Here is a 24,906-nt window from a genome sequence, read left to right as displayed (position 1 = left end):
AGCGATGCCCAGAGTCGCCCAGGTCGCCCAGTAGGCGGCGTTGCTTCTTTCGACGAAACCTCCGTCGATCGCCGCGACGACCAGCACCAGGATGAGCGCAACGGAGATCGGAGCCTGCCGAATCATGGGCGCGTCTGACAGCGTCATGAGCCGATTCCAGGCCAGAGCAGACAAAAACCTGCCCTGGGGCCTTGCCTGTGCCTCGATGGTGGCCGAGGCGCTCACTGCGACAGCTGGCTCGCCTGGGCCTGGCGGTGGGCCTTGAGTGCTGAGGCAACATCCGCAGAACCAAAGGAGAGATCGCCCGAGTCGCGAACAATCTCGAGGGGTTCGCACGCCTCGCCGTCCCCGAAGCGCGACCAGTAGCGGGCTGCGGCCAGCAGGGAATCTGAGGTGTGGGCGCGGCTCACCGCGACCTGCGACTTGTGAGCCTGCACGAGCTGGATCTTTTTGTCGAGAAACTCGTCAATGGCCACAAAGCGGTTGGGTCGAAAATCGACCGTCGACGAGGGCGACTGGTAGCACGAGACGCTGCGCACGGCGCGGGTGGCCAGCAGCGCGGCCTTGTGCACGGCACGGTGATCCTGGTGCATGTCGTGATCGCTGTGCACATAGACGATCGTGGGGCGGATCTCGGCGACGACCTTGGCGATGAGACTCAGCGTGGGCTCGTTCTCGGCGATTTCGGAATCCGGCAGGTCTTCGAGATGCAGCCGCGCACCGAGCATTTCGGCCGAAACGAATGCCTCCGTCTGGCGTTCGCTGACCTGGCCGCCCTTGCCGCCGCGGGAGAGGGTGAGGATGTGAACCGCGTCGCCGGCCGACCGATGCCCCAGGAGGATTCCCCCCACGCCGAGCTCGACGTCGTCCGGGTGCGCGCCGATGGCAAGCACAACCTCAGGGTCTGGCATGCTCGCCTTGGCCCGGCGAAACTCGTCGGCAAGCCGCGTGACGACTGCGATGAGATCGGCCGAGGGGATCGGCTTGGTGAGAAACTCGTCGGCGTTAGCCCGCAGAGCCTCGACGGCGTAGTCGACCGACACGTGAGCGGTCATGACGACAACCGGGGTGCCGGGGCGCACCGCCCTCACGAGTTCGATGACCTGGATTCCCGTGATGCCGGGCATCTCGATGTCGGTGATGACAACATCCGGCTCGTAAAGACGCATTGCCTGCTGTGCGAATGCGGGATCGTGGAACGTCTGGACGATGCACCCCTGCTTCGTCAGCACCGTCTTGATATAGAACGCGACGTCTGGATCGTCCTCGATCACTATGACGCGATATGGCTCACTCATCGTTTGCTCCCCCCGGAAACGTATGAGGCCAACTCTACGATGCGATGGGGTGGGTTGACTACAGCGGATGTACCCCAAATCTGCGGAGGTTTACCGCAGGATTTGTGATTCTCACGTCATCGATGCGACTTTTTGTCACCCAGCCGAGGGCGATGTCGACGCGCTCCCCCGCCGTCGCGATCTCGACGCCCATGGGATCGACGATCATGCTGTTGCCCACGCCGATGGGAGGCGTGTGGTCGGCTGCCGCAACATAAAGGGTGTTCTCAAGAGCCCGCGCGGTGATGAGCGTGCGCCAGTGGTGCTCCTTGAGAGGGCCGCGCACCCACTCGCTGGGGCAGGCGATGACATCGACCCCCGCATCCATCAACCGCCGGGATACCTCGGGAAAGCGAAGGTCGTAACAGGTCTGCAGGCCAACGGTGAGTCCGTCAACCGTGAAAACCTCTGGCCGTTCGACGGGGCCCGGCGCGACCCACTCCGACTCCTGCTGGCCGAACGCGTCATACAGATGAATCTTGCGATACGTGGCAACGTGCCTGCCCTGCGGGTCAAGCGCGACAACGGTGTTGTAGACCCGGTCGCCCCCGATGGTCTGCTCGATCATGCCGGCAACGATATGGATGCCGAGAATCTTGGCAATGGCCGCGACCCCGGTAACGAATGGTCCATCGAGAGGCTCAGCAGCCTCAACGGTGTTCGCGCCGAGAGCGGGGGTGAAATACGACGAGTATTCGGGGAAGACGACGAGCTTGGCGCCCCGCTCTGCCGCAGCAGTGGCGAGATCGCGCACGGTGGCGAGATTGCGTTCCCCGTCATTGCCGGGGGCGAACTGAGCGACCGCGATGGCCACCTGCTGATGTTGGGGATGCGTGCTGCCCGCGTGACCACGACTCATGATGCAACGCTACCGCGCCCACGTTTGAGTGCGGCGAAGGTTGTGCCGTGCATCATCGGGAGATGAGCATCGCCCTCTCATTCGCCGCCTCCAGAAGACGAGGAACCCCTTCTCGGAGGGTGGGGCCGAACGTATCGCCGGGGCGCTGCCCGTCGAGCCATCGGGTGTAGAGAGCCTCGCAGAAGACAGCACCCTTCCACAGCGCCAGGGCCTCGTACCAGGCAAGCGAGGAGGCGTCGAGCGGCATGCGGGAGACATAGCGCTTGACCAGGTCGTCCCTGCCCGGGAACCCCTCAAGCCTGGTGGCCGTCGTGAGCTCGAGGGGCGTCGAGAGCGCACCCGGCCTGGCATAGGTGGCCATGAAATAGCCGAGGTCGGCGAGCGGGTCACCGAGGGTAGCCATCTCCCAGTCGAGAATCGCGGCGATTCGAGCGGGCGCACCCGGCGCATACATGAGGTTGCCGATGCGAAAGTCTCCGTGAACGACCGAATGCTTCTGGGTGGTCGGCATCGTTGTGCGCAGCACCTCTGCGACCTGACCAACCGCAGCAATCTCCCGGCGGGAGTTGACGGCCCAGAGCCCGGCAAAGCGCTCGACCTGGCGCTCAAGGTATCCGTGCGGCCGACCAAGGGCAGCGAGCTCGCCGCTCTCCACGGCAACGGCATGCAGATCGGCGAGCGCGTCAATGGCGGCAAACGCGATGCCAGCCCGCTCGCTCGTGTCGGCGAGCGCGTGGGGAATCTCATCGGTGATGACGTCGCCCACCACCCGTTCCATAACGTAGAACGGCACTCCCAGCACCGACAGGTCGTCACATTCCGCCACGATTGCGGGCACCGCGATCGCCTCTGCCGCGAGCATCCGCTGAATGCGTGCCTCGCGTTTCATGTCGTGGGTCGAGGGCGGATGAGGCGGCCGCGGCCCGCGCCTGAGCACCAGGTCTCGACCTCCATAGGAGATGGCGAAGGTGATATTCGACTGCCCATCGCCGATGCGTTCCCACTCCAGCCGGCCGTCACCGAGCCCCTCTGCCGCGAGAAAAGCCTCGACTGCGGAGACGACCAGCAGGGGCGGCCTCTCCAGGGTTGCCGCCTGCTCATGCGTCTCGACGACCTCAACCACGTCGCCTCTCACGAGCTTTCACCGCCGCCGACTCGGGGAAGCGGCGCGAGGGTATCGAGGCGACGCTCCCCGCCCGCCACCTCGCGCTCGCGCCCTCTGGCGGCCCTTCGGGCGATGGCCCACCGGTGCGTTTCGCTCGAACCGTCATAGATGCGAAACGGGCGAACTTCGTTGAGGTATTGGATAAGCGGAAGCCCTGAGCTGACCCCGTCTCCGCCGCACAACTGAACCGCGCGGTCGATCACACGAAAGACAGCCTCAGAGCAGTGCACCTTGGCCACGGAAGACAGCGCGGCTCCGCGGCGCGGGTCGCTCCCGAGCGCCCTCGCCGCGGCATCGATTATGGCGTCGGAGGTTTCGATGTCGATGACGCTGTCGGCGATGAGCGACTGGGCGACCCCCAGTTCCGCGAGCGACGAACCGAATAGCTGCCGCGAGTTGGCACGATCGAGACTGATGTCGAGCGACCGCCTGGCGAGGCCAAGCCACCTCATGCAGTGGGTGAGTCGGGCAGGCCCAAGGCGCACTTGTGCGTAGCGGAAACCCTCCCCCGGCGAACCCAGAACGTCGGAATCGGGCACGAACACGCTGGCGAACTCGACATGGGGGTGCCCGCCCGAGATTGCCGCCTCGATGGTTCCGATCGACGGCCCGATCGAAATGCCGGACGCATCCATGGGCGTGAGCAGCATCGTCGCTCCGGCGGGGCTGCCCTCGACCGCCGGGGTCCTCGCCATGACGATCGCAAAGTCGGCATTTTCGGCGCCCGAGATGAACCGCTTCGACCCCGTAATCAGCCATCCGCCAGCGACCCGGTCTGCTGTCGTTGCCAGAGCATCCGGGTCGGAACCGGCCCCGGGATGCGGCTCCGTCATGGCAAAAGCGGAGCGGTGAACACCCGAAACGAGGGGGGCGAGGTAGCGCTCCTTCTGCTCGGGAGTCGCGACAACCTCGAGCAGGCGCATATTGCCTTCGTCTGGTGCCATGCAGTTGAGCACGGCCGGCCCGATGGGTGAGTAGCCCGCCTCCTGGAACACCGGCGACCATTGCTCGATCGGCAGCCCGAGCCCGCCGTACTCCTTCGGCGCATGAGGGGCGTAGACGCCAGCAGCCTGCGCCTGCCGTCGCAACTCGGCCAGGCTTGTTCCGTCGAGCGACTCGCCCCAGCCCGGCTCGGCTGGCATCACTACCGTGCGAATAAATGCTCTCGTGCGTGCGATGAGATCGTCGTGCTCGCTCATGCCGTCCCGCCCTTCATGATGAGACCGCCGTCGAGGGTAAGCACTTGGCCCGTGATCCAGGATGCTTCGTCACTGCAGAGGAATGCGACCGCGGCCGCGACATCGTCGGGCACGCCGAGCCTGCCCATGGGGTAGCCTGCGGCCACTTCGTCTTCTCGTCCGTCGAAGAGGGCACGGGCGAACCGCGTCTTGACCACGGCGGGCGCAACGGCGTTCACCCGCACACGCGGGGCAAGCTCAACCGAGAGTGTGCGAGTCAGATGGCTGACGGCCGCCTTGCTCACGCCGTACCACCCGATGCCCTGCGACGGGACGTCTGCGGTCACCGACGAGAGGTTGACGACTGCCCCGCCCGCGGGCGAATCGCCGAGCCCGGCATCGAGGGCCTGCTGCACCCAGGCGAGCGTGCCGATCACGTTGACCTCAAACACTTTGCGCGCGGCGTCGAGGTCGAGACCGCGAAGCGGCCCGAATACGGGATTGATGCCGGCGTTGTTGACGAGGATGTCGACGGAGCCGAACTCTCTGGTCATGCGCTCGAGGGTCTCCGCGCGGTGCAGCGGGTCGTCCGCAGCGCCACCAACGCCGATGGCGCGACCCGGTTCGAACTCGGCGACGGCGGCATCCAACTGCTCCGCCGTTCGCGCGGTCAGGCACACCGCTGCACCCTGGTCGGCCAGGCGATGCGCTATCGCAAGACCGATGCCCCGGCTCGCGCCGGTCACCAACGCTGCCCGTCCGGCGAACGGACTGTGAGCCTCTGCCATCGGATCTCCTTTGATCGATTGGTTATCTAATCTTGATTAAGAGACACCCGTTTTGGCAAGCCAAATCTCATTGTCGATAAACACTTGCTATCCCAAGTTTCTAATGGATAATAAAAACAGCACCGCGAAGGAGCGGGCGAGACGAAGGAGCAGCAATGGCGCTGGCACGTAACCTCTACGACGAGGAGCACGAGCAGTTCCGCGAGATTGTCGCGGGCTTCGCCGAGAAATACGCACGGCCGAACGCCGACCGTTGGGAGGCAGAGGGGCGCGTAGATCGTGAACTCTTTGTCCAGGCCGCCGAAGCAGGAATTCTGGGCTTCGGGATTCCAGAGCAGTACGGCGGAGGCGGCACTGAGGACTTTCGGTTCAACGCCGTTATGGGCGAAGAGCTCGCGCGCAACCCCATCTCAGACGGCATGGCTGGCATCGCGCTATCCAACGACATCGTCATCCCCTACTTCACCGATCTGACCTCCGACGAGCAGAAGCAGCGCTGGCTGCCCGGAATCGCGGCAGGAGAACAGATCGTGGCCGTGGCAATGACGGAGCCGGGCACGGGCAGCGACCTGGCCGGCATCCGCACCTCCGCGGTTCGCGACGGCGACGACTACATCGTCAACGGCTCCAAGATCTTCATCTCGAACGGGCAAAATGCCGACCTCGTGGTCACGGCCGTGCGCACAAGCCCCGACCGCCACACGGGCCTCAGCCTTCTGGTGATCGAGACGGACTCCCCCGGGTTCTCTCGAGGACGCAATCTCGACAAGATCGGCCTGCACGCGCAAGACACGAGCGAACTCGTCTTCGAAGACGTGCGCGTTCCGGCAGCTAACCTGCTCGGCGCCGAGGGCGACGGGTTCATCGGCCTCATGCGCAACCTTCCGCAGGAGCGCCTCTCGATTGCGGCGGCGGCGGTCGCGGCGAGCGAGGGAGTTCTCGACCGCACCCTCACCTATGTGAAGGAACGGGAGGCCTTTGGCAAAGCCATCGGGTCGTTCCAGAACACCCGATTCGAACTCGCCGAGATGGTCACGGCAACGAGGGTCAGCAGGTCGCACATCGACCGCTGCATCGAGCTGCACACGGCGGGAGAGCTTTCTGCCGAAGACGCCGCGGCAGCGAAATTCTGGACAACTGAGCAATACGTGCAGGTCGTCGGGCGCTGCCTGCAGCTCCACGGCGGCTATGGCTATATTCGCGAATACCGAATCGCCCGCGACTACGAAGACGCCCGCATCACCACAATCTATGGCGGCACGACCGAGATCATGAAAGAGATCGTCGGTCGGGGCCTCGGCCTGTGACAGGAGAGAGAACCATGGCTGACGCCTACATCTACGACGCCATCCGCACCCCCAGGGGCAAGAACCGCGGGGGCGCACTGCACGGCACCAAGCCCGTCGACCTGGTCGTGGGTCTTATCGATGCCCTGCGGGAGCGCAATCCCGGGCTCGACCCCGCCGTCATCGACGACATCGTGCTCGGCGTTGTCTCACCCATCGGCGAACAGGGTGGCGACATTGCCCGCACTGCGGCTCTCGTGGCCGGGCTGCCCGAGACCGTGGCCGGGGTTCAGCTCAATAGGTTTTGCGCCTCGGGGCTCGAGGCCGTGAATATCGCCGCGCAAAAAGTGGCCTCGGGTTTCGAAGATCTGGTGATCGCCGGCGGCGTCGAATCAATGTCCCGTGTGCCGATCGGATCAGACGGTGGGGCATATGCGCAGGATCCCACGACCAATTACGACCTGTACTTCGTGCCGCAGGGAATCGGGGCGGATCTCATCGCCACCCTCGAAGGCTTCTCTCGCAGCGATGTCGACGCCTATGCGGCCGAGTCGCAGCGACGGGCGGACGAGGCCTGGCTGGAGGGGCGGTTCGACGGCTCGATCGTCGCCGTGAAGGATCGAAACGGGGTCACCCTGCTCGATACCGACGAGCACCGCAGGGCAGGATCGACGGTCGAATCGCTCGGCGCCCTCTCCCCCGCCTTTGCCGCCCTCGGCGAGGCGGCCGGATTCGACGCCGTCGCGATGCAGAAATACCACGCGGTCGAACGCATCAATCATGTGCACACCGCAGCGAACTCCTCCGGGATCGTCGATGGCGCCGCGCTCGTGCTGGTGGGCACTAAGGAGGTCGGAGAGCGACTCGGGCTCACGCCGCGCGCTCGCATCATCGCGACCGCGGTCACCGGCTCGGAGCCGACGATCATGCTCACAGGTCCGACGCCGGCGACGCAGAAAGCCCTCGACAAGGCCGGCCTCGCAGCATCCGACATCGACCTGTTCGAGCTGAACGAGGCCTTCGCTGCCGTGGTTATGAAGTGGATGAAGGATCTCGATATCCCGCACGACAAGGTCAACGTGAACGGCGGTGCGATTGCCTTCGGGCACCCCCTCGGCGCGACCGGCGCGATGATTCTCGGCACGCTGCTCGACGAGCTCGAGCGCCGCGACCTCAAGCGAGGGCTCGCGACCCTGTGCGTCGGTGCCGGCATGGGAATCGCAACCATCATCGAGCGGGTCTGACCGCTCGCCCGATCTGAGACATACGGAGACCGACATGAGCACAGCAACCGACATCAGCCCGGCCCCTGACGCAGGCGCAGGTGCAGCCCCCGGCTACCAGGGCTACGCATGGGAACAGGATGCCGACGGCGTCGTCATCATCACGCTCGACGACCCTGGGGCGAGCGTTAACACTATGAACGCGCACTTCACGGCGGCGATCCGCGCGACAGCGGACCGACTCGAGGCCGAACGCGACGGCATTACCGGCGTCATCGTCACCTCGGCCAAAAAGAGCTGGTTCGCGGGGGGCGACCTCAACCTGCTGCGCGCGGCGGACCCTGCGAAGTCGGCAGAAGAAACCGCGCACATCGACAGCGTGAAAGCCGATCTGCGCAGAATCGAGCGACTCGGCAAACCCGTCGTCGCCGCCCTGGGCGGCACGGCACTCGGCGGAGGGCTTGAGGTTGCCCTCGCCGCCCATCAGCGCATTGCAGCCAACATTCCGGGGGCACAGTTTGGCGTGCCAGAGGTCTCACTCGGCCTGCTGCCAGGGGGCGGTGGCATAACGCGCCTCGTGCGCATGCTCGGCCTACAGCGCGCGCTCACCGAGGTGATTCTGCCCGCCACCAAATTCTCGCCCACCGCGGCGCTTGAGGTCGGAATTATCGACAGTGTCGTGCCCACCGTCGACGATCTCATTCCCGCGGCGAAGGCCTGGATCGCCTCCAACCCCGCCCCTCTGAAGCCATGGGACGAGAAGGGATTTCGCATCCCGGGCGGAGCCCCTAACTCGCCGAGCCTTGCCGGTAGCCTGCCCGCCTTTCCCGCGAGCTTGCGTAAGCAGCTCAAGGGCGCACCCCTGCCTGCACCGCGCGCTGCCATGGCCGCAGCAGTCGAGGGTGCCTACGTGGACTTCGACACCGCATCAAAGATCGAGACCCGTTACCTGGTTGAGCTAACCCACGGCCAGGTCGCCAAGAACATGATCAAGGCGTTCTTTTTCGACCTGCAGCACATCAACACCGGCGGCAGCCGACCCGACGGGATCCCCCGCTACCAGGCCAAGAAGGTCGGGGTGATCGGAGCCGGCATGATGGGCGCCGGCATCGCCTATGTTTCGGCCAAGGCCGGAATCGACGTCGTTCTCAAGGATGTGACCAAGGAGGCGGCAGAGAAGGGCAAGGACTACTCCCGCTCCCTCCAAGAAAAGGCGCTCGCACGGGGCACAACCACGCCAGAGAAGAGCGAGGCTCTGTTGGCGCGCATTACGACGACCCAGGATGCTGCCGATTTCTCCGGAGTCGACTTCGTCATCGAGGCCGTCTTCGAATCGGTGCCGGTGAAGCAGGCCGTATTCCACGAGATTCAGGACATCGTCGAGCCCGACGCCGTTCTCGGATCCAACACCTCGACCCTGCCGATTACCCTGCTCTCCGAGGGTGTCACCCGCACCGACGACTTCATCGGCATCCACTTCTTCTCCCCCGTCGACAAGATGCCCCTCGTCGAAATCGTTCGCGGCAAGAGCACGAGCGACACTGTGCTGGCCAAGACGTTCGACTACGTGCAGCAGATTCGCAAGACGCCGATTGTCGTCAACGACGCCCGCGGGTTCTTCACATCGCGCGTGATCGGCAAATTCATCGCCGAAGCGGTCGCCGCCGTCGGAGAGGGCGTCGAGCCCGCATCGATAGAACAGGCCGCACTGCAGGCCGGATATCCGGCGGGCGCTCTGCAACTTCTCGACGAGTTGACCCTCTCTCTGACGCAAAAAATCCGCGTCGAGACGCAGGCCGCAGAAGAGGCAGAAGGCAAGACCTGGATCGCTCACCCCTCGGAGGCTGTCGTCGACTGGATGGTCGACGAGGAGCAGCGCCCCGGCCGCAAGGCGGGCAAGGGTTTCTACGACTACGACGAGAGCGGCAAACGCGGGAGCATCTGGCCCGGCCTGCGAGAGAAGTACAACTCGGGCAGCACAGTTCTGCCGCTCAGAGATCTGCAGGAGCGGATGCTCTTCGCCGAGGCCCTCGACGCCATCGACTGCCTCGACAACGGCGTGCTGACGAGTGTTGCGGACGCCAACATCGGCTCGATCTACGGCATCGGGTTCCCGGCGTGGACGGGCGGCGTGCTGCAGTATGTCAATCAGTACGACGGCGGGCTGGCCGGCTTCGTCGCGCGGGCCCGCGAGCTCGCCGATCGCTACGGCGACCGCTTTGCGCCCCCGGCATCACTGGTGGCGAGAGCCGAAACCGGCGAAACCTACGAATAGGAGTGACCATGGAGTCAACCGCTTCTGATGTGCGAATGCGCACTCGTTTTACCGAGGCGCTCGGCATCGAGCACCCCGTGGTGCAGGGCGGCATGATGTGGGTGGGTCGCGCCGAACTCGCCGCCGCCGTTTCGGAGGCTGGCGGCCTCGGCATGATCACGGCGCTCACCCAGCCCACCCCGGCCGACCTGGTTGCCGAGATCGAGCGCGCGCGGGCGCTCACCGATAAGCCGTTCGGCGTAAACCTCACGATTCTTCCGTCGATCACGCCACCGCCCTACGACGAGTACCGCAGGGCGATCATCGACTCGGGCATCACCATCGTGGAGACCGCCGGCGCAAACCCCGAACCGCACATGGACATGTTCCGGGATGCCGGGGTGCGCATCATCCATAAGTGCACGAGCGTTCGGCACGCGCTCAAAGCGCAAAAGGTGGGGGTGACCGCGGTTTCGATCGACGGTTTCGAGTGTGCCGGCCACCCCGGCGAAGACGACGTGCCCGGCCTCGTTCTTATCCCTGCCGCTGCCGACGCCCTCAGCATCCCGTTCATCGCCTCAGGAGGCTTTGCCGATGGTCGGGGTCTTGCCGCGGCCCTCGCGCTCGGTGCCGACGGTGTGAACATGGGCTCCCGCTTCATGTGCAGCGTCGAATCGCCGATCGCTCAGGCGGTGAAGGAGCGAATCGTCGAGGGCACAGAGCTCGACACGAACCTCATCTTCAGGAGCCTCAACAACACCGCACGGGTCGCCAAGAACGGCGTGAGCGACGAGGTGGTGCGCATCCTCGCCGACGGCGGAGAGTTCGCCGATGTGCGGGAACTCGTCGCTGGCGCGCGAGGCCGAAAAGTGTTCGAGAATGGAGATCTGAACGCGGGAATCTGGTCGGTCGGCCAGGTTCAGGGCATCATTCGCGACATCCCGCCAGCCGGCGAGATCGTGCGCCGCACGGTGGCTCAAGCACACGAGATCTTCGCGCAGAGGCTCGCGCAGTTCGCCTAGGCCTCGCTCGTGCGCCCTGCGCCGTAGCGAACCATATCCTGCGCCCCGCGGACCAGCTCATCGAGGCTGCGGGTGCGCGGGTTCCACCACTCGACTGCCCAGTTCATGGAGCCCAGCAGCAGCAGGCGAAAGATATTGAGGTCAATGTCGGGACGCAGCTGGCCTGCCTCCTGCGCTGAGTGGAAGAGGTCGCGCCAGATCTTGCTGTACGCGGCTTCTTCTGCCGCAGGACGCACCCTGAGATGCTCGGGCACCTGGCCTGCATTGCGCACCGAAGCGGTCGTGTAGTCAGAGATGTGAAGCTCGAATCGCAGGTGGGCTTCAACTGCGGCAAGGATTCGCTCGAACGGCGTCACGTCGTCGTCAAAATCTGCGATGACCCGCTCGACGTGTCGACGCACCCGGTGGGCGCCCTCCCACATGACCTCTTCGACGAGGTCGTCACGGGATCCGAAGTAGTAGTAGATCGCAGGAGCCTGAACTCCGGCAACGTCGGCCACATCGGAGAGTCGGGTGCCCGCGTATCCTTTGTGGCTCAGAACCTGAGCCGCGGCATCGAGAATTCTCTGCCGCGTTCGTGCCGATTTGGGCAGCGACGATTCTGTCGCATCCGTGTCTGTCTCGTGCGTTGGCATCGACCCTCCCGATCGCGTCATTCTAACCGGGATTTGAAAAAGCTTGTGAGGCTCTTGCGCAGGCAGGCGCAGCAGGCCTACTGTGAATCACCATTAACTTATGCTCAATGAAGAGCGAAGGGGCACATGATGACGTTGACCACGAGCGACGACTCCACCGCCACATACTCCACCTATGACCCGCGCGATGGCGCCACCATTGCCGACTATGCACTCGAAGACGCCGCGAGTGTCGCCGCCCGCGTGCGCAAGGCCCACGAAACGGCGGGGTGGTGGGCAAGCCAAGGCTTTGCGGGCCGCCAGCGCGTTCTCCTGGCATGGAAAGGGGCGATCGCCCGGGATGCTCAGGGTCTTGCGGCCGTGATCTCGCGGGAGACGGGCAAGCCTGCGGGCGATGCCCTGCTCGAAGTGATGCTCACCCTTGGGCACCTCGATTGGGCCGCCAAGAACGCCCGTAAGGTGCTCGGGGTTCGCAAGGTTAAGTCCGGGCTCATCAACTACAACCAGCACGCAACGCTGCGCTATGAACCGCACGGGGTAGTCGGCGTGATCGGGCCGTGGAACTATCCCTTCTACACGCCGATGGGGTCCATCTCGTACGCGTTGGCAGCGGGCAACTCGATCGTCTTTAAGCCAAGCGAGCTCACGCCGGGAACCGCGCGGTGGATCGAGGATCGATGGAACGAGATCTGCGACCAGCCCGTCTTTCAGGTGGCCACGGGAGACCGGGACACCGGCGCCGCCCTCGTGCGGGCCGGGGTCGACAAGATCGCTTTCACGGGGTCAACTGCCAGCGCAAAGAAGGTCATGGCGGCCTGCGCCGAATCCCTCACCCCCCTCGTCGCGGAGTGCGGCGGCAAGGATGCTCTCATCGTCGCATCCGATGCCGATCTCGACTCAGCAGCCGACTTCATTGTCTTCGGGTCGATGGGTAACGCGGGGCAAACGTGCGTCGGCGTCGAGCGTGTTTACGTCGAGAAGCCCGTGCGCGCAGCGCTCGTGGAGAAGGTCATCGAACGTGCAGCGCGACTCCGCACCGAGGGTGATGACGCCTCCTACGGCCCGATGACCCTGGCCTCACAGTCCGACGTCGTTGCCTCCCACGTTGCCGACGCCGTCGCGCGGGGCGGGGCCGTGGCTTTCGGCAGCGCCAACCCCGCCCAGGGACGCCGGCTCGCACCGGTGATTCTCACCGATGTTCCCGAGGGTGCGGATGCCGTTCAGCGGGAGACCTTCGGGCCCACGGTTGTGATCAACACCGTCGCGAATCTCAACGAGGCGATCGAGAAGGCCAACGGAACCGAATACGGTCTCGGCGCCGCGGTGTTCACGCGCAGCGCTGCGAAGGGAGAAGCCGTTGCCTCTCGCCTGCGTGCCGGTGTTGTGACAATCAACTCCGTGCTCGGATTCGCGGCGATCCCGGCCCTACCCTTCGGCGGAGTCAAGGGGTCAGGATTCGGGCGCATCCACGGTGCCGACGGCCTGCGCGAGTTCAGCACCCCCAAGTCCGTCGCTCGCCAAACCAGCAAGGCGGCGTTGAACCTGCTCACGATGGAACGCAGCGATCGCGACATGCACCTCGTGGCGAAACTGATCCCCATGTTGCACGGCAAGGGCCGCTGAGGCACAGCGCGAGCTGATGCCGCTAGCTGATGCCGAGCGCAGTCTCGACGAGGCGGGTGAGCCGAATGGCCGCCGCCTCGTCGTGACGCAGAAGCAGGGGCGCCCGGTCGGTCACGATGCCGAGCCCTGCGTGAACAAGAACCGTGGCCTCTCGGCTATCAAGCTCGGGCCGCACGGCCTGCACTAGCGCCACCCAGTCAGCGATATGGGCACGCTGCACCGCGCGAAGCGCTCGCTGTTGCTCGGGGGCAAGGTTGCCCACCTCCGAAAAATACACGCGCATGAGCGCCCTGTTCGCGAAGGTGTGGTCAACGTAGCCGCGGCACAGCCTGCGGAGGGCCGCCTCGCTCGATGCCGACTGCTCGCGGGCGAGGAGCATGCCGCGCTCGAGTTCGATGGTGGCGCGATCGCAGGCCGCGAGCAGGAGCGCCGGCTTGCCGTCGAAGTGTCGATAGACGCCGGAGGGCGTGAGGTCGACCCGTGCCGCAATGTCTTCGATCGTCGATTCTGTGTAGCCCCGCGCGGCAAACATCTCGATCGCCGCGTCAATGAGCCGCTCGCGACGCGCCTTCTCATGTTTGATTGTCTCTGCGCCCTCTCGCCCGCTCTCCTCCCCGTGAGGTGGGGCAGGCGATGCGGATGCTGCAGAAGGTTCCGCAGGAAGGTTGCCGTCCAGCACCCGCCAGGCAACGTCGCGCAGGAGTGCCCGCAGGGTTGCGGAAGAAACTACGGTGTGGTGGGCCGTGATGCTGGCGATGGTGCTCAGGGCGGCGAAAACGATCATGCGCCTGTCGTCTTCTGATAAATCCGGGCGATACACGCGGTGAGCGTTTTCTACCCTCTCCCGCAAGAGCGCGAACTCTGCCGTGAGCTTGTCGCGGTCGGCTCTCTTGAGGTATCGCCCTTCCCACCGATAGATGCCGCCTGTGGCTCTCAGCTCGATGGTTGTGGCCAGCGTTTCGTCGATCAGCCGCGCCAATGCCGCGCGCGCCTCCTCTGCCGAGGTTAAGGGCAGAGCTGCCGCCTCATCCGTCGCCTCGATCAGTCGGTGGGCCAGCGTGGAGGCTGTCTGCACAAAAAGCGCGTACTTGTTCGGAAAGTGCCGGTAGAGGGCGGGCGCAGAGATACCGACGGCGGCGGCGATGTCTTGCATGCCAACGGGGTGATAGCCGTGCCGCGCAAACGCGAGTGCCGCAGCTTCTTCGATGCGCTGCTTGCGGTCCCGGGGTCGCAATCGCGCCTCACTGTTTGCCTGCGCAATAGCCATGCGCGCCAGCATACTTGCCTCGGCTCCACTGACGTGATTCCCGATTCACTTTGATCGATCCCATGATGTGAATACTCGTTAACAAAAGTCGTGACTTAACTCAGACCGACTGGCATACTCATTGCAATCCCCCTGGGATCCAGAGTCACCGCCTCATACAACGACGTAAGAGAGAGAACGCTGATGTCCGCACTTGCCTCCCCAACGATCTCCGCAGCGCAGCGCCGCAACCACTGGATGAACCACATCGCGACCCATGCCGAGATGAAGCCAGATGCCACGGCATTCAAGTTTCTCGGTGAGGTAACGACCTGGCGGCAGACGCGAGACCGCATGAACTCCTTCGCCGCGGCCCTGCAGCGCCGCGGCGTGGCCGAAGGTGACCGGGTTCTGCTCCTCACCCTCAACCGCCCGGAGGTGGTGATCTCCGTATTCGGCATCAATCAGCTCGCGGCCATCGCCGTTCCCATCAACATTCGTCTGACCCCGCCCGAGATTGCCTACATTGTCGACGACGCCGATGCCGACGTACTCATCGTCGAGGCGCCTCTCGTGCCCCTTGTCGGTGCCGTAGCGGAGCTCACCTCGCGAATCAAGAACGTCATTGTGATTGGCGAGGCCGGCGAAGGCCAAGAATCCTGGGCGGACCTCGTCGCAGAGGAGCCCGGCGACTTCAACGCCCCCGACGTCGCCGAAGACACGACATGTCTGATCATGTACACGTCAGGAACGACCGGCCGACCCAAAGGGGCCATGCTCGACCACGTCAACCTGTTCTCGCAGTCGATTACCTGCATTCGTGCGAACAATGTGTTCGACGAAAGCGACATCGCTTTCATGACCGCGCCGCTGTTTCATATCGCGGGCCTCGGCTCGATCTCGGCCAACTTCATCGTCGGGATTCCCACGATCATCCACCCGCTCGGTGCGTTCAATCCGAGCGAACTGCTCGACGCCTGGGAGCGGGAAAAAGCGACCATCGTCTTCAACGTGCCGCAGCAGTGGCAGGTCATCTGCGCTGACCCGTCCATCGCCGACCGCGACCTCCACCTGCGCATCATTAGCTGGGGTGCCGCTCCGGCATCCGACACCCTTCTGCGCACGATGGCCGACCGTTTTCCCCAGGCCCTCAACGTTGCCGTCTTCGGCCAGACCGAGCTGTCACCCATCACCTGTGTGTTGCGCGGCGAAGACTCCCTGCGCAAGCTCGGGTCGGTCGGCAAGCCCGTCCCCACAACCCAGTACCGGGTCGTCGACAACGATATGAACGATGTGCCCCGCGGCGAAGTAGGCGAGATCGTCTATCGGGGGCCCAGCCTCATGAAGGGGTACTGGCGCAAACCCGAGGAGACCGCGCAGGCGTTTGAGGGCGGATGGTTCCACTCCGGCGACCTCGTTCGTCAAGATGACGAGGGCTTCGTCTGGGTGGTTGACCGCAAGAAGGACATGATCATCTCCGGCGGCGAGAACGTGTACTGTGCCGAGGTCGAGAACGTCTTGGCCGCACACCCCAAGCTTCTCGAAGCGGCGATCTACGGTCGCGAGGATGAGCGTTGGGGCGAGGTTCCCGTCGCAGCAGTGGCCCTGCGGCCGGACGAAACCCTTACGCTCGAAGAGCTGCAGGAGTGGCTCGGCGACAAGCTCGCCCGCTTCAAGCAACCCAAGGATCTCGTGATCGTGCCCGTGCTGCCCCGCAACGCCGGCGGCAAGGTCAACAAAGTCGCACTACGAGCAAGCGACCGCGAACTGACCGTGGCCTAGGGCGATGAGGTCCGCAGTAGCCGCGCTGGTGAGGGAGCGCGGCGGCTCCGCCGTGCTCACCACCGTGTCGGTGAATGCTCCCCGCAACTATGAAGTGCTCGTGCGCATCATGGCATCCGGAGTCTGCCCCACCGACATCTATGGAATCGACGGCGGCTCCGGCGAGCGCTATCCCGCCGTGTTCGGTCACGAGGGCGCGGGAGTCGTCGAAGCGGTCGGTGACCTCGTCACGGGCGTCGCTCCGGGTGATCATGTGGCCCTGAGCTTCGACTCCTGCGGGGAGTGCCCCGCCTGCGCCGACGGTCACCCCGCCTACTGTGCCCGATTCGGTGAGCTCAACTACTCCCTCACCGTCGATGCGATCGAGACCGAAAACGAGCCGCAGCCTGTGACGACGGGATGGATGGCCCAGTCCGCGTGGGCCACACATGTGCTGGCCCGAGAGAGCAACACGGTGCGCATCGACGACGATGTCCCGTGGCCCATCGCCGCCGTGCTCGGCTGCGGCGCTCTGACGGGCGCCGGCACGGTGCTCAACGTGCTGCGACCGGGTCCCCTCGATGCCCTGCTCGTGATCGGAGCTGGCACGACCGGGCTCGCCGCAGTTATGGCCGCGCACCACCGCGCGGTCGGCACCATCATGGTGAGCGACCCAGACCCGAGTAGGCGAAAGATCGCGCTCGAACTGGGCGCGACCTCCGCCCACGACCCCTCCGTCATCGCCGAGCAGATCGCCGGCCTGCCCTCCCCCACCCATGCGATCGACACGGCCGGCGTGCAGCAGACCCTCGACCTCGCACTCGCCACCCTGGCGCCCCGGGGCGTATGCGCAAGCGTTGCGCTTCGTTCCGGCAGCAATAGGCTCACGCTGTCGCAGTCACGGCTCCTCTGGGGTCGCACGCTGCGCGGGGTCATTGAGGGCGACGCAGAGATCCGTCGCGACATCCCCACCCTCATCGCCCTCTGGCGTGCAGGGAGGTTACCCCTCGAGCGAATCATCACCCGCTACCCGTTTGCCGAGATCGACACCGCGATTGAGGATGCTCGCACCGGCCGCGTGATTAAGGCCGTGCTGCAGATGGATCCACAGGAGCATTCCCCCGCTCCCTCCGACAGCCGTGGTCTCAGCCTGCTCGAAACGCTGCGGACCCAACCCGTTAGCCAGCACGACCTCGCCCTCATCTGGAGGTCAATGCCCACAGTCTCGACCACGGAGTTGCGCGGCCTCTGGCGGGGATTCGGGCTCAGCCCCGACCACCCGGTGCAGCAGCAGCTCGTATCGAGCGGTTGGTTCGGCAAGCTATTTCGCTCCGATGACGAGGTCGCCCCGATCATCCGAGAAACGAACGAGGGCAGCCTCGTGATCGACCGTGAGCTTTCTCGCGGGGGGGCGACCCTGCGTGCCGTTGAGCACGACGGCATCGTCACTGCCGCCATGCTCTACAACCGGCAGCCCGTCGTGGACCTGTTCACCCGGCTCGGACCCGATGCCCTCCTCGGCGTCATGACCGGCCCGGGCACCCTGGCGGGCGGCCACCACTTCTACTTCGTTCTCGAACGGGCAGACGACCGCACCGTCACCGAGCCCCCGCGCGCCTGACCGTCAGGCACGCACCAATCCCATCCGCACGCATTCAAGGAGGAATGATGCACACAGCACACAGCACACGAACCACCCGGCACCGGCTCGCCCCGGCGGCCATCGCCGGTATGGCTATCACCGCTCTCACTCTCGCCGGATGCACCGGCCGCGAAGCAGGAGCAGACGCGGATTCTTCTGCCGCAGCCTGCAGCCCCGGTTTTAGCGACTCCGAGGTCAAGATCGGCGTGAGCATTCCGCTCTCCGGGCCGGCCGCCGCCTACGGTGCCATCGGGGAAACCATGCGCATCTACTTCGATGACCTCAACGAGGCGGGCGGCATCGAGTTCGCCGACGGCGTCACTCGCACCGTGGCAGTGACCGTGATGGACGACGGATACGACCCCGCTAAGACCGCGGCCAACGTTCGCACCCTCGTGGAGCAAGACAAGGTATTCGCCCTTGCTGGCGTTCTCGGCACGGGCGCTGCTGTAACGCTTGCCCCCTATGTCGAGGAGGCGAAGGTGCCCAACCTGTTCACAGGAACCGGGGCAGACGCCATCCTCGACCTGCACACGGGCGACACCACCTGGACCACCGGTTACCTGCCCCAGTACGGCTTCGAGGTCAAGGCCCTCGCCGAGTACCTGGCCGAACACCACGCCGACTCGACGGTCGCGATCCTCTTTCAGAACGACGACTTTGGCCAGAGTGTGCGCACGTGGTTCGAGGAGGAGTTCGAGGGAACCGGTCTCGAGATCGTTGCGGCCGAATCGTATGAGCTGAGCGCGGCATCCGTCGACAGCCAGGTCACTGCCCTCGCGTCGTCGGGCGCCGATGTGTTTCTCAACTGGGCCACGGGGGCATTCGCCACGCAGTCACTCAAGAAGAAGCTCGAACTTGGATGGGATGCCACGACTGTCGTGAGTTCGACCGCTGCGGACGCCAACTTCTTCCTCAAGCCGGCCGGGCCTGGCGCTGCCGACGGCGTCGTCTCGATCGCCTACACGAAGGACATCACCGACAGCGCAAATGCGGGAGACGAAGGCTTCGATGCCTGGGTCGCCTTCGCGGAGAAGTACTCCGACGAGGTCAACGTGCTCTCGGCACCTGCGGCAACCGGCTACCAGGTTGGCCAGCTTCTCGAGGCAGCCCTCGTATCGATGGACGGTTGCACACGGGAGGCGCTCGTCGAGGCTGCCGCAGAGTTCGACGGGCTCGAACTCGACCTCGCTCCCGTGGCCATCAGCACCGATGCCGACTACCCGTTCGTCTTTCGCGAGCTCGGCGTTCAGGTCTTCAACGGATCCACCTGGGATCTGAGCGACAGCACGTACAGCATCGGCTAGCGATGCCAGCGGATGCCTCGGGCCTTGGTTCCGGGGTCCGAGGCATCCCGCACCCTCGTTGCACCAACCACACCCGCACCCGCACCATCGCCAGGAGGACCAACCCCATGAGCGCACTTCTCGACGTGAGCGACATCCGGCTCTCCTTTGGCGGTCTCCAGGCGCTCGACGGCCCGAGCCTCACCGTGGCAGACGGCGAAATTGTGGGCCTCATCGGCCCCAACGGCGCCGGCAAAACGAGCCTGTTCAACTGCATCAGCGGTCTCTACCGACCGCAGTCCGGAAGCATCCGCGTGCAGGGCAGCGAGGTGACCACGATGCCCCGGCATCGAATCGCCTCCCTCGGAGTTGGCCGCACGTTTCAGAACCTCGGGCTGCTGCCCTCCCAGACGGTCATCGACAATGTGCTTGCGGGCGCCTATCACTCCACCCGGGGCGGCTTCGTCGCCACCGCGCTCGGCCTAACGAGCCTTCGCCGCACAGAGACCGCCATCCGTGCCGACGCCATCGACCTTCTCACCGAGCTCGAACTCGCCGCAGTGTCAGATCGGGTCGTCGGCACTTTGCCCTTCGGCACGCTCAAGCGCGTCGAGCTTGCTCGCTCCTTGATGAGCGGCCCGCGCTTGCTGCTGGTCGACGAGCCCGCCAACGGGCTCATCCACGATGAGGTGCTCGAACTCGGCACAACTCTGCGGCGACTCGCGAGCGAACGCGGCACCGCAATCCTGCTCGTGGAACACCACATGGGACTCGTGATGTCCGTGTGCGATCGCGTCGTCGTGCTCAACTTTGGTCGCCTCATCGCCGAGGGCGACCCTCGGGAGGTCGCGCGCGACCCCGCCGTCGTCGCTGCCTACCTGGGGAGGGCGGCCGCGTGAGCCTCCTGACCGTTCGCATCGACTCCGCCGGGTACGGACCCGTCACCATTCTGCGCTCCGTGGAGTTCGAGGTTCCCGCCGGCGGTCGCCTTGTTATCCTCGGCGCCAACGGCGCAGGCAAAACCACAACGCTGCGCACCATCAGCGGGTTGTGTCGTGTCTCGGGCAGCATCGCCTTCGACGGCGTCCCCGTCGCGGGCCTCGCCCCGCACCGCATCGCCTCGCTCGGCATTGCCCATGTGCCCCAGGGCCGTGGAACCTTCCCCGACCTCACGGTGCGCGAGAACCTTCAGGTGGGCGGCGCCTCGAGGCCAACGCGAGAGGTTGCCTCGGAGGTCTCGCGCTGGCTTGACCGCTTTCCCCGTCTGGCCGAGCGGGCGAACCGGCCGGCATCCGGTCTCAGCGGCGGCGAACAACAACTGCTCGCCGTGGCCCGCGCCTATATGTCGAAGCCGCGTCTCGTTCTGCTCGACGAGCCCTCACTCGGCCTCGCACCCAAGATCACCACAGAGCTGTTCGCAACGCTCGACGAGATCGGCAGAGACACGGGGACCGGCATGCTCGTCGTCGAGCAGAACGCCGAGCTTGCCCTCGGTATCGCCGAAAACGCGCTCGTGATCGAAAGCGGCACGATCACGGTGCGCGGCACCGCATCCGAACTCCGCGACAACGACGCCGTTCGCCGCGCCTATCTGGGCGTCTAGCACCCCCTCCGCGCTACTACACGAGACGAAAGACAACGATGTTTCTGCAACAGCTCGCCGACGGAATCGCCACAGGTGCCATCTATGGCGCACTGGCGCTCGCAATCGTGCTCGTCTACCGGGCCTCGCGCACTCTGAACTTTGCCCAGGGAGAGCTCGCCCTTCTCGGCGCCTACCTCTCGTGGCAACTCACGGTCTGGGGCCTGTCAATCTGGATGGCCGTGGTGGTGTCGATGGCGGCGCTTGCCCTGCTCTCTATCGGCATCGAACGGGTGCTCGTGCGCCCGCTCGTGCGGCGACATCAGCATCTGCCCCTCATCATCGTGACCCTCGGTCTCATGATGGCCACCAACGCCATCATCGGCTGGCTATGGTCGCACCAGACCAAGGAGGTTCCTGCGCTTTTCGGGTCGGGCACCGTAGCCATCGGTGGCATCGCCGTCTCTCGGCAAGACGTGGGAATCGTCGCGACCGTTGTCGTCGTCTCCCTCGCCCTCGCCGCCCTCTTCAGCTTCTCTCGAATCGGTTTGCACATGCGGGCCGCCGTTTCTGCACCCGAATCCGCCGAACTCTCGGGCATCTCCACGGGGCGAACCATGGCGATCGGGTGGGGCATTTCGGGGGCAGTGGGGGCCCTCGCCGGAACCCTCATCGCCCCAGAGCTTTTCTTGCACCCCGGGATGATGGCACCGGTTCTCATCTACGCCTTCGCTGCAGCGACCCTCGGCGGTCTCGAATCCCCGCTCGGCGCGATCCTCGCCGGCATCGCCGTTGGTGTCATCGAGAACCTCGCTGGCAGCTACATCCCCGTGGTGGGATCCGAGGTCAAGCAGGTTGTTGCCCTGCTCATCATCGTGGTCGTGCTGCTTGTGCGACCCCAGGGCATGTTCGGACGACGAGAGCTGGTGCGAGCATGACCACAACAACCCCGCGCCCCACGACCCCTGCGCCGCAGAAGGCAACACGAACCTCGGTTTCCGAATGGCTCCGTCGGCCCAGGCCTCCCCTCGTACTCCCTCGCTGGCTAACGCTCGTGCTGCTCGTTGGCGGCGGCGCCGCACTCGCCGTCGTGCCGCTCGTGAACCCGAGCTATATCAACCTCAACCTCACGCTCGTGATGATCTGGACCATCACCGGGCTCGGGCTCAACCTGCTCGTAGGTTTCGGGGGGCAGGTCTCGCTCGGCCACTCGGCCTTCTTCGCCCTCGGCGCCTACTCTGTTGCGGTCGCGGGAGAAGCTGGCATTCCGCATCCGCTCACCCTCGTCATCGCCGCACTCCTGCCCTTCGTCATCGGCTATGCGATCGGGCTACCGGCCCTCCGACTCAAGGGCCTGCAACTTGCCCTCGTGACTCTTGCCCTGGCGATGGCGACCCCGGCGGCGATCCGAGCTCTGGAGCCGCTGACCCACGGCAGCCGGGGCATCGCCATCTCAGGCCGTCCTCCGGAGTGGATTCCCCTTGCCCACGATCAGTGGGTCTACTATCTCGCGCTCATCATCGCCGTGATTGCCTACATCACAACGCGCCGACTCTCCCGCGGGCGGATCGGCCGTTCCTTCATCGCGGTGCGCGACGCCGAACTCGTTGCCGAGACCCTCGGAGTCAATGTGGCGCAGACCAAGACCCGGCTGTTCGCGACTTCCGCCGCCTATGCCGGTGTGGCCGGCGGGCTCTACGCGATGTTGCTCGAATACATCGGGCCAGAGAACTTCAACCTGTTGCTGTCGGTGTCGTTCATCACCCTCATCGTGGTCGGCGGGCTCGCGACCGTGCCCGGCGCCGTGCTCGGCGCGCTGTTCATCCAGTTCGTGCCAACACTCACCTCGACCATCAGCCCCGCGGCAACGGGCGCCGCCTATGGCATCGTCCTGATCGTGTTTGCGTTCTTTGTGCCGTACGGTCTCGTGGGCTTGGGCCGGGCACTGTTCGGGCGACTCGTGGCCAAGATTCCCGGCTAGCTGCCGCACGCTCACCGAGCCCCCACGCGCATGACCGTCAGGCGGCAAGGAGGGCCCTCCGATTTTCGGTAATATTTCGGTTGGTCGCCGGACGGCGCTCGGGGGGAATGCAGGGGGAAACATCATGCGTCGCAGGTTCATTGCCGCTGGAGGCACGTTGGCACTGGTTGTGGCACTGGGCTGGCCATCTGCCGCCGTCGCAGCTCCCCCCACCGCCGGCGTGACAATTTCCGACACCGTATTGGCGATAGGCGAAACCGCTGTGGTCACCATCACCTTCTCCGAGGCCGTGACGGGCGTCACACTGAGCTCTGTATCGGCGACCGGAGGCGCGCTGTCTGCTCTTACCACCAGCGACAACGTTACGTACACGACGGTATTCACGCCGTCTGCTGCCACGCAGTCGACCGGCAACGTGGTCACGCTCGACTTCGCAGGCATTCAGAACGGGGCAGGGGAGGCCACCAGCGGAGCTATTGTTTCGGACCCCTACACCGTTGATACGGTTCGACCCGTGTTGGCGTCGAGCATTCAGATCTCCGACACACAGTTGATCCTTGGTGAGACCGCCACGGTCACGTTCGTTTTCACTGAGATAGTGTCCGGGTTCGATGTTGGGGATGTCACGGTGCCCAACGCGAGGCTTTCGGGCTTCAGTACCTCTGACAGCCGGGTCTGGACCGCTACCCTCACACCCGACGCCGATGTCACAGAACCCCTCAACTCACTCACCCTCTACTACTCCAGCATCACCGATGCGGCGGGCAACGTCGGCCAGAACGATGTCAGCTCCGGGAATTACGGGGTCTCCACGGCCGGCCCCAGGCTGGCGGGCCCCATCACCATCTCGGACACTGCTCTGCGCGCCGGCGATACCGCCACGGTCACGTTCACCTTCGCCGAACCCGTGACGGGCTTCGGTACTGCGGATGTCATCACCCCTAACGGCGTCCTGAGCATGCCGACCTCGCCCGATGGCGGCACGACATGGACGGCCACCTTTACCCCGAACCCCGGCACGCAGGCTGCCGCCAACACGTTCATGCTCATTTACAACGGGGTGACGACCGTCACGGGCAATGCGGGTGCAGGCTCCGCCAGTTCCGGCAACTACGCCGTCGACACGCTGCCGCCCACAGCAGCGATCTCGCTGTCTGATAGCGCCCTAGCGAGCGGAGAAACCGCGACGGTCGTCTTCGCCTTCTCCGAGGCAGTCTCCGGATTCGACGCCTCCGACATCGCCGCTGGCAGCGCGACGCTCAGCTCGCTCGCCTCCGCGAACGGCGGGGTCACCTGGACCGCGACCCTCACACCGGATGCGAACACCATCAGCCCCTCCAACGTGATTGCCCTGAACCTGGCCGGAATCACGGACCTCGCAGGCAACGGCGGAACCGGCACCGTGACATCTACGGCCTATGCGGTGGACACCGTGACCACGCCGGCAGTCACGCCTCCCGCGCCTCCCGCGCCTCCCGCCGAGCCCGCCGTGGCCCCGCTGGCGGGCGTTGCGGGCAGCCCGCTCCCCCTCACCGGAGGCAACCCAACGGGGATGCTACTGGCCGGCGCCCTGCTCACCGCCGCAGGTCTCGCCCTGACGGTCGCTCGTCGACGGGTCGAGGCGTAGCCTCCGAGCGTCGTTTTCTACCTTTCCTCGCCGCGGACGGTGATGCACACTTAGTGCATGTGGAGATTCCTGAACGCGGTGAGGCGCGGGGAGCACCGCGTCGCGCCGACGACCTGGATCGCCGCGATCGCCGCCGCTGTATACGCGATCTCGCCGATCGACCTCATCCCCGAACTTCTGCTGGGGCCGCTCGGCTTCGCGGACGACATCGGGGTCTTGGGAATACTTGCCGTGCTCGTCGCCCGAGAACGGCGGCGGTGGCAGGAGCGACTTAGAGCGGCTTCTGACTGACCCTCGGCCAGCCGCTCGGAGAAGTACTGGTCTGAGGCCCATTGCGGACTGGCGAGTGGTCAGGTTCTGCATCAAAACTCGCGCTATGGCGCAGAAAGTGGCCACTCACGCAGCCGCCGA

The 24,906-nt window shown here is 65.2% G+C and carries 21 protein-coding genes; 14 read left to right on the top strand and 7 right to left on the bottom strand.

Annotated elements, in window-relative coordinates:
* Positions 1 to 221: 221 nt before the first annotated feature.
* From AC062T_RS06110 to AC062T_RS06090, 5 genes are read right to left on the bottom strand one after another with little or no spacing between them, the layout of a single operon-like run.
* Positions 222 to 1,298, bottom strand: a complete 1,077-nt coding sequence (locus tag AC062T_RS06110) for a PIG-L deacetylase family protein (RefSeq protein WP_476028351.1) — start codon at positions 1,296 to 1,298, stop codon at positions 222 to 224.
* 58 nt (positions 1,299 to 1,356) lie between these two features.
* Complete coding sequence (locus AC062T_RS06105) at positions 1,357 to 2,196, bottom strand: carbon-nitrogen hydrolase family protein (RefSeq protein ID WP_476028349.1); 840 nt, start codon at positions 2,194 to 2,196, stop codon at positions 1,357 to 1,359.
* 52 nt (positions 2,197 to 2,248) lie between these two features.
* Entirely contained in the window at positions 2,249 to 3,319 is a 1,071-nt protein-coding gene (locus tag AC062T_RS06100) for a phosphotransferase family protein (protein ID WP_476028347.1), read from the bottom strand.
* Positions 3,320 to 3,327: 8 nt separating this feature from the next.
* Positions 3,328 to 4,560 (bottom strand): acyl-CoA dehydrogenase family protein, encoded by a 1,233-nt coding sequence (locus tag AC062T_RS06095; RefSeq protein WP_476028345.1) that lies wholly within the window; start codon positions 4,558 to 4,560, stop codon positions 3,328 to 3,330.
* Positions 4,557 to 5,327 (bottom strand): SDR family oxidoreductase, encoded by a 771-nt coding sequence (locus tag AC062T_RS06090; protein WP_476028344.1) that lies wholly within the window; start codon positions 5,325 to 5,327, stop codon positions 4,557 to 4,559. The genes AC062T_RS06095 and AC062T_RS06090 overlap by 4 nt, the downstream gene beginning before the upstream one ends.
* 155 nt (positions 5,328 to 5,482) lie before the next feature.
* Between AC062T_RS06090 and AC062T_RS06085 the strand changes: the two genes are divergently transcribed.
* Genes AC062T_RS06085 through AC062T_RS06070 form a run of 4 tightly spaced genes read left to right on the top strand, consistent with a single transcriptional unit; the run spans position 5,483 to position 11,112 of the window.
* On the top strand, positions 5,483 to 6,634 hold the full coding sequence (locus AC062T_RS06085; protein ID WP_476028342.1) for an acyl-CoA dehydrogenase family protein: 1,152 nt from the start codon (positions 5,483 to 5,485) through the stop codon (positions 6,632 to 6,634).
* A 14-nt stretch (positions 6,635 to 6,648) separates the two neighbouring features.
* The gene (locus AC062T_RS06080; protein WP_476028341.1) at positions 6,649 to 7,857 is read left to right on the top strand and encodes an acetyl-CoA C-acetyltransferase; all 1,209 of its coding nucleotides are present in this window, start codon (positions 6,649 to 6,651) and stop codon (positions 7,855 to 7,857) included.
* Between the two features lie 34 nt (positions 7,858 to 7,891).
* The gene (locus AC062T_RS06075; RefSeq protein ID WP_476028339.1) at positions 7,892 to 10,111 is read left to right on the top strand and encodes a 3-hydroxyacyl-CoA dehydrogenase NAD-binding domain-containing protein; all 2,220 of its coding nucleotides are present in this window, start codon (positions 7,892 to 7,894) and stop codon (positions 10,109 to 10,111) included.
* An 8-nt stretch (positions 10,112 to 10,119) separates the two neighbouring features.
* Positions 10,120 to 11,112 (top strand): NAD(P)H-dependent flavin oxidoreductase, encoded by a 993-nt coding sequence (locus tag AC062T_RS06070; RefSeq protein ID WP_476028337.1) that lies wholly within the window; start codon positions 10,120 to 10,122, stop codon positions 11,110 to 11,112.
* Here AC062T_RS06070 and AC062T_RS06065 read toward each other — a convergent pair.
* The gene (locus AC062T_RS06065) at positions 11,109 to 11,747 is read right to left on the bottom strand and encodes a TetR/AcrR family transcriptional regulator (protein WP_476028335.1); all 639 of its coding nucleotides are present in this window, start codon (positions 11,745 to 11,747) and stop codon (positions 11,109 to 11,111) included. The genes AC062T_RS06070 and AC062T_RS06065 overlap by 4 nt on opposite strands.
* A 129-nt stretch (positions 11,748 to 11,876) precedes the next feature.
* On the opposite strand from AC062T_RS06065, the gene AC062T_RS06060 reads away from it, so the two are divergent.
* Positions 11,877 to 13,370, top strand: coding sequence for an aldehyde dehydrogenase family protein (locus AC062T_RS06060; protein WP_476028334.1), 1,494 nt, complete (start codon positions 11,877 to 11,879; stop codon positions 13,368 to 13,370).
* Between the two features lie 22 nt (positions 13,371 to 13,392).
* Here the strand turns inward: AC062T_RS06060 and AC062T_RS06055 are convergent, their stop codons facing one another.
* On the bottom strand, positions 13,393 to 14,637 hold the full coding sequence (locus tag AC062T_RS06055; RefSeq protein ID WP_476028332.1) for a TetR/AcrR family transcriptional regulator: 1,245 nt from the start codon (positions 14,635 to 14,637) through the stop codon (positions 13,393 to 13,395).
* 183 nt (positions 14,638 to 14,820) lie between these two features.
* Between AC062T_RS06055 and AC062T_RS06050 the strand changes: the two genes are divergently transcribed.
* From AC062T_RS06050 to AC062T_RS06010, 9 genes are all read left to right on the top strand, one after another.
* Positions 14,821 to 16,398 carry a long-chain-fatty-acid--CoA ligase gene (locus tag AC062T_RS06050; protein WP_476028331.1) on the top strand — a complete coding sequence of 526 codons (1,578 nt, stop codon included), beginning with the start codon at positions 14,821 to 14,823 and terminating at the stop codon, positions 16,396 to 16,398.
* A 4-nt stretch (positions 16,399 to 16,402) separates the two neighbouring features.
* Entirely contained in the window at positions 16,403 to 17,998 is a 1,596-nt protein-coding gene (locus AC062T_RS06045; RefSeq protein ID WP_476028329.1) for an alcohol dehydrogenase catalytic domain-containing protein, read from the top strand.
* Positions 17,999 to 18,042: 44 nt separating this feature from the next.
* Positions 18,043 to 19,326, top strand: a complete 1,284-nt coding sequence (locus tag AC062T_RS06040) for an ABC transporter substrate-binding protein (protein ID WP_476028328.1) — start codon at positions 18,043 to 18,045, stop codon at positions 19,324 to 19,326.
* A gap of 107 nt (positions 19,327 to 19,433) precedes the next feature.
* On the top strand, positions 19,434 to 20,204 hold the full coding sequence (locus AC062T_RS06035; RefSeq protein ID WP_476028327.1) for an ABC transporter ATP-binding protein: 771 nt from the start codon (positions 19,434 to 19,436) through the stop codon (positions 20,202 to 20,204).
* The gene (locus AC062T_RS06030; protein WP_476028326.1) at positions 20,201 to 20,908 is read left to right on the top strand and encodes an ABC transporter ATP-binding protein; all 708 of its coding nucleotides are present in this window, start codon (positions 20,201 to 20,203) and stop codon (positions 20,906 to 20,908) included. Before AC062T_RS06035 ends, AC062T_RS06030 begins: the two co-directional genes overlap by 4 nt.
* Before the next feature lie 38 nt (positions 20,909 to 20,946).
* On the top strand, positions 20,947 to 21,825 hold the full coding sequence (locus AC062T_RS06025; protein ID WP_476028324.1) for a branched-chain amino acid ABC transporter permease: 879 nt from the start codon (positions 20,947 to 20,949) through the stop codon (positions 21,823 to 21,825).
* A complete protein-coding gene (locus AC062T_RS06020; RefSeq protein ID WP_476028322.1) occupies positions 21,822 to 22,868 on the top strand; it encodes a branched-chain amino acid ABC transporter permease in 1,047 nt (348 codons plus the stop codon). Before AC062T_RS06025 ends, AC062T_RS06020 begins: the two co-directional genes overlap by 4 nt.
* 124 nt (positions 22,869 to 22,992) lie before the next feature.
* Positions 22,993 to 24,495 (top strand): Ig-like domain-containing protein, encoded by a 1,503-nt coding sequence (locus AC062T_RS06015; protein WP_476028321.1) that lies wholly within the window; start codon positions 22,993 to 22,995, stop codon positions 24,493 to 24,495.
* A gap of 57 nt (positions 24,496 to 24,552) precedes the next feature.
* Positions 24,553 to 24,786, top strand: coding sequence for a DUF1232 domain-containing protein (locus AC062T_RS06010; RefSeq protein WP_476028319.1), 234 nt, complete (start codon positions 24,553 to 24,555; stop codon positions 24,784 to 24,786).
* Positions 24,787 to 24,906: the final 120 nt, after the last annotated feature.

It is taken from the genome of Homoserinimonas sp. (assembly GCF_056262345.1).
This window is presented reverse-complemented; position numbering and strand designations above follow the sequence as displayed.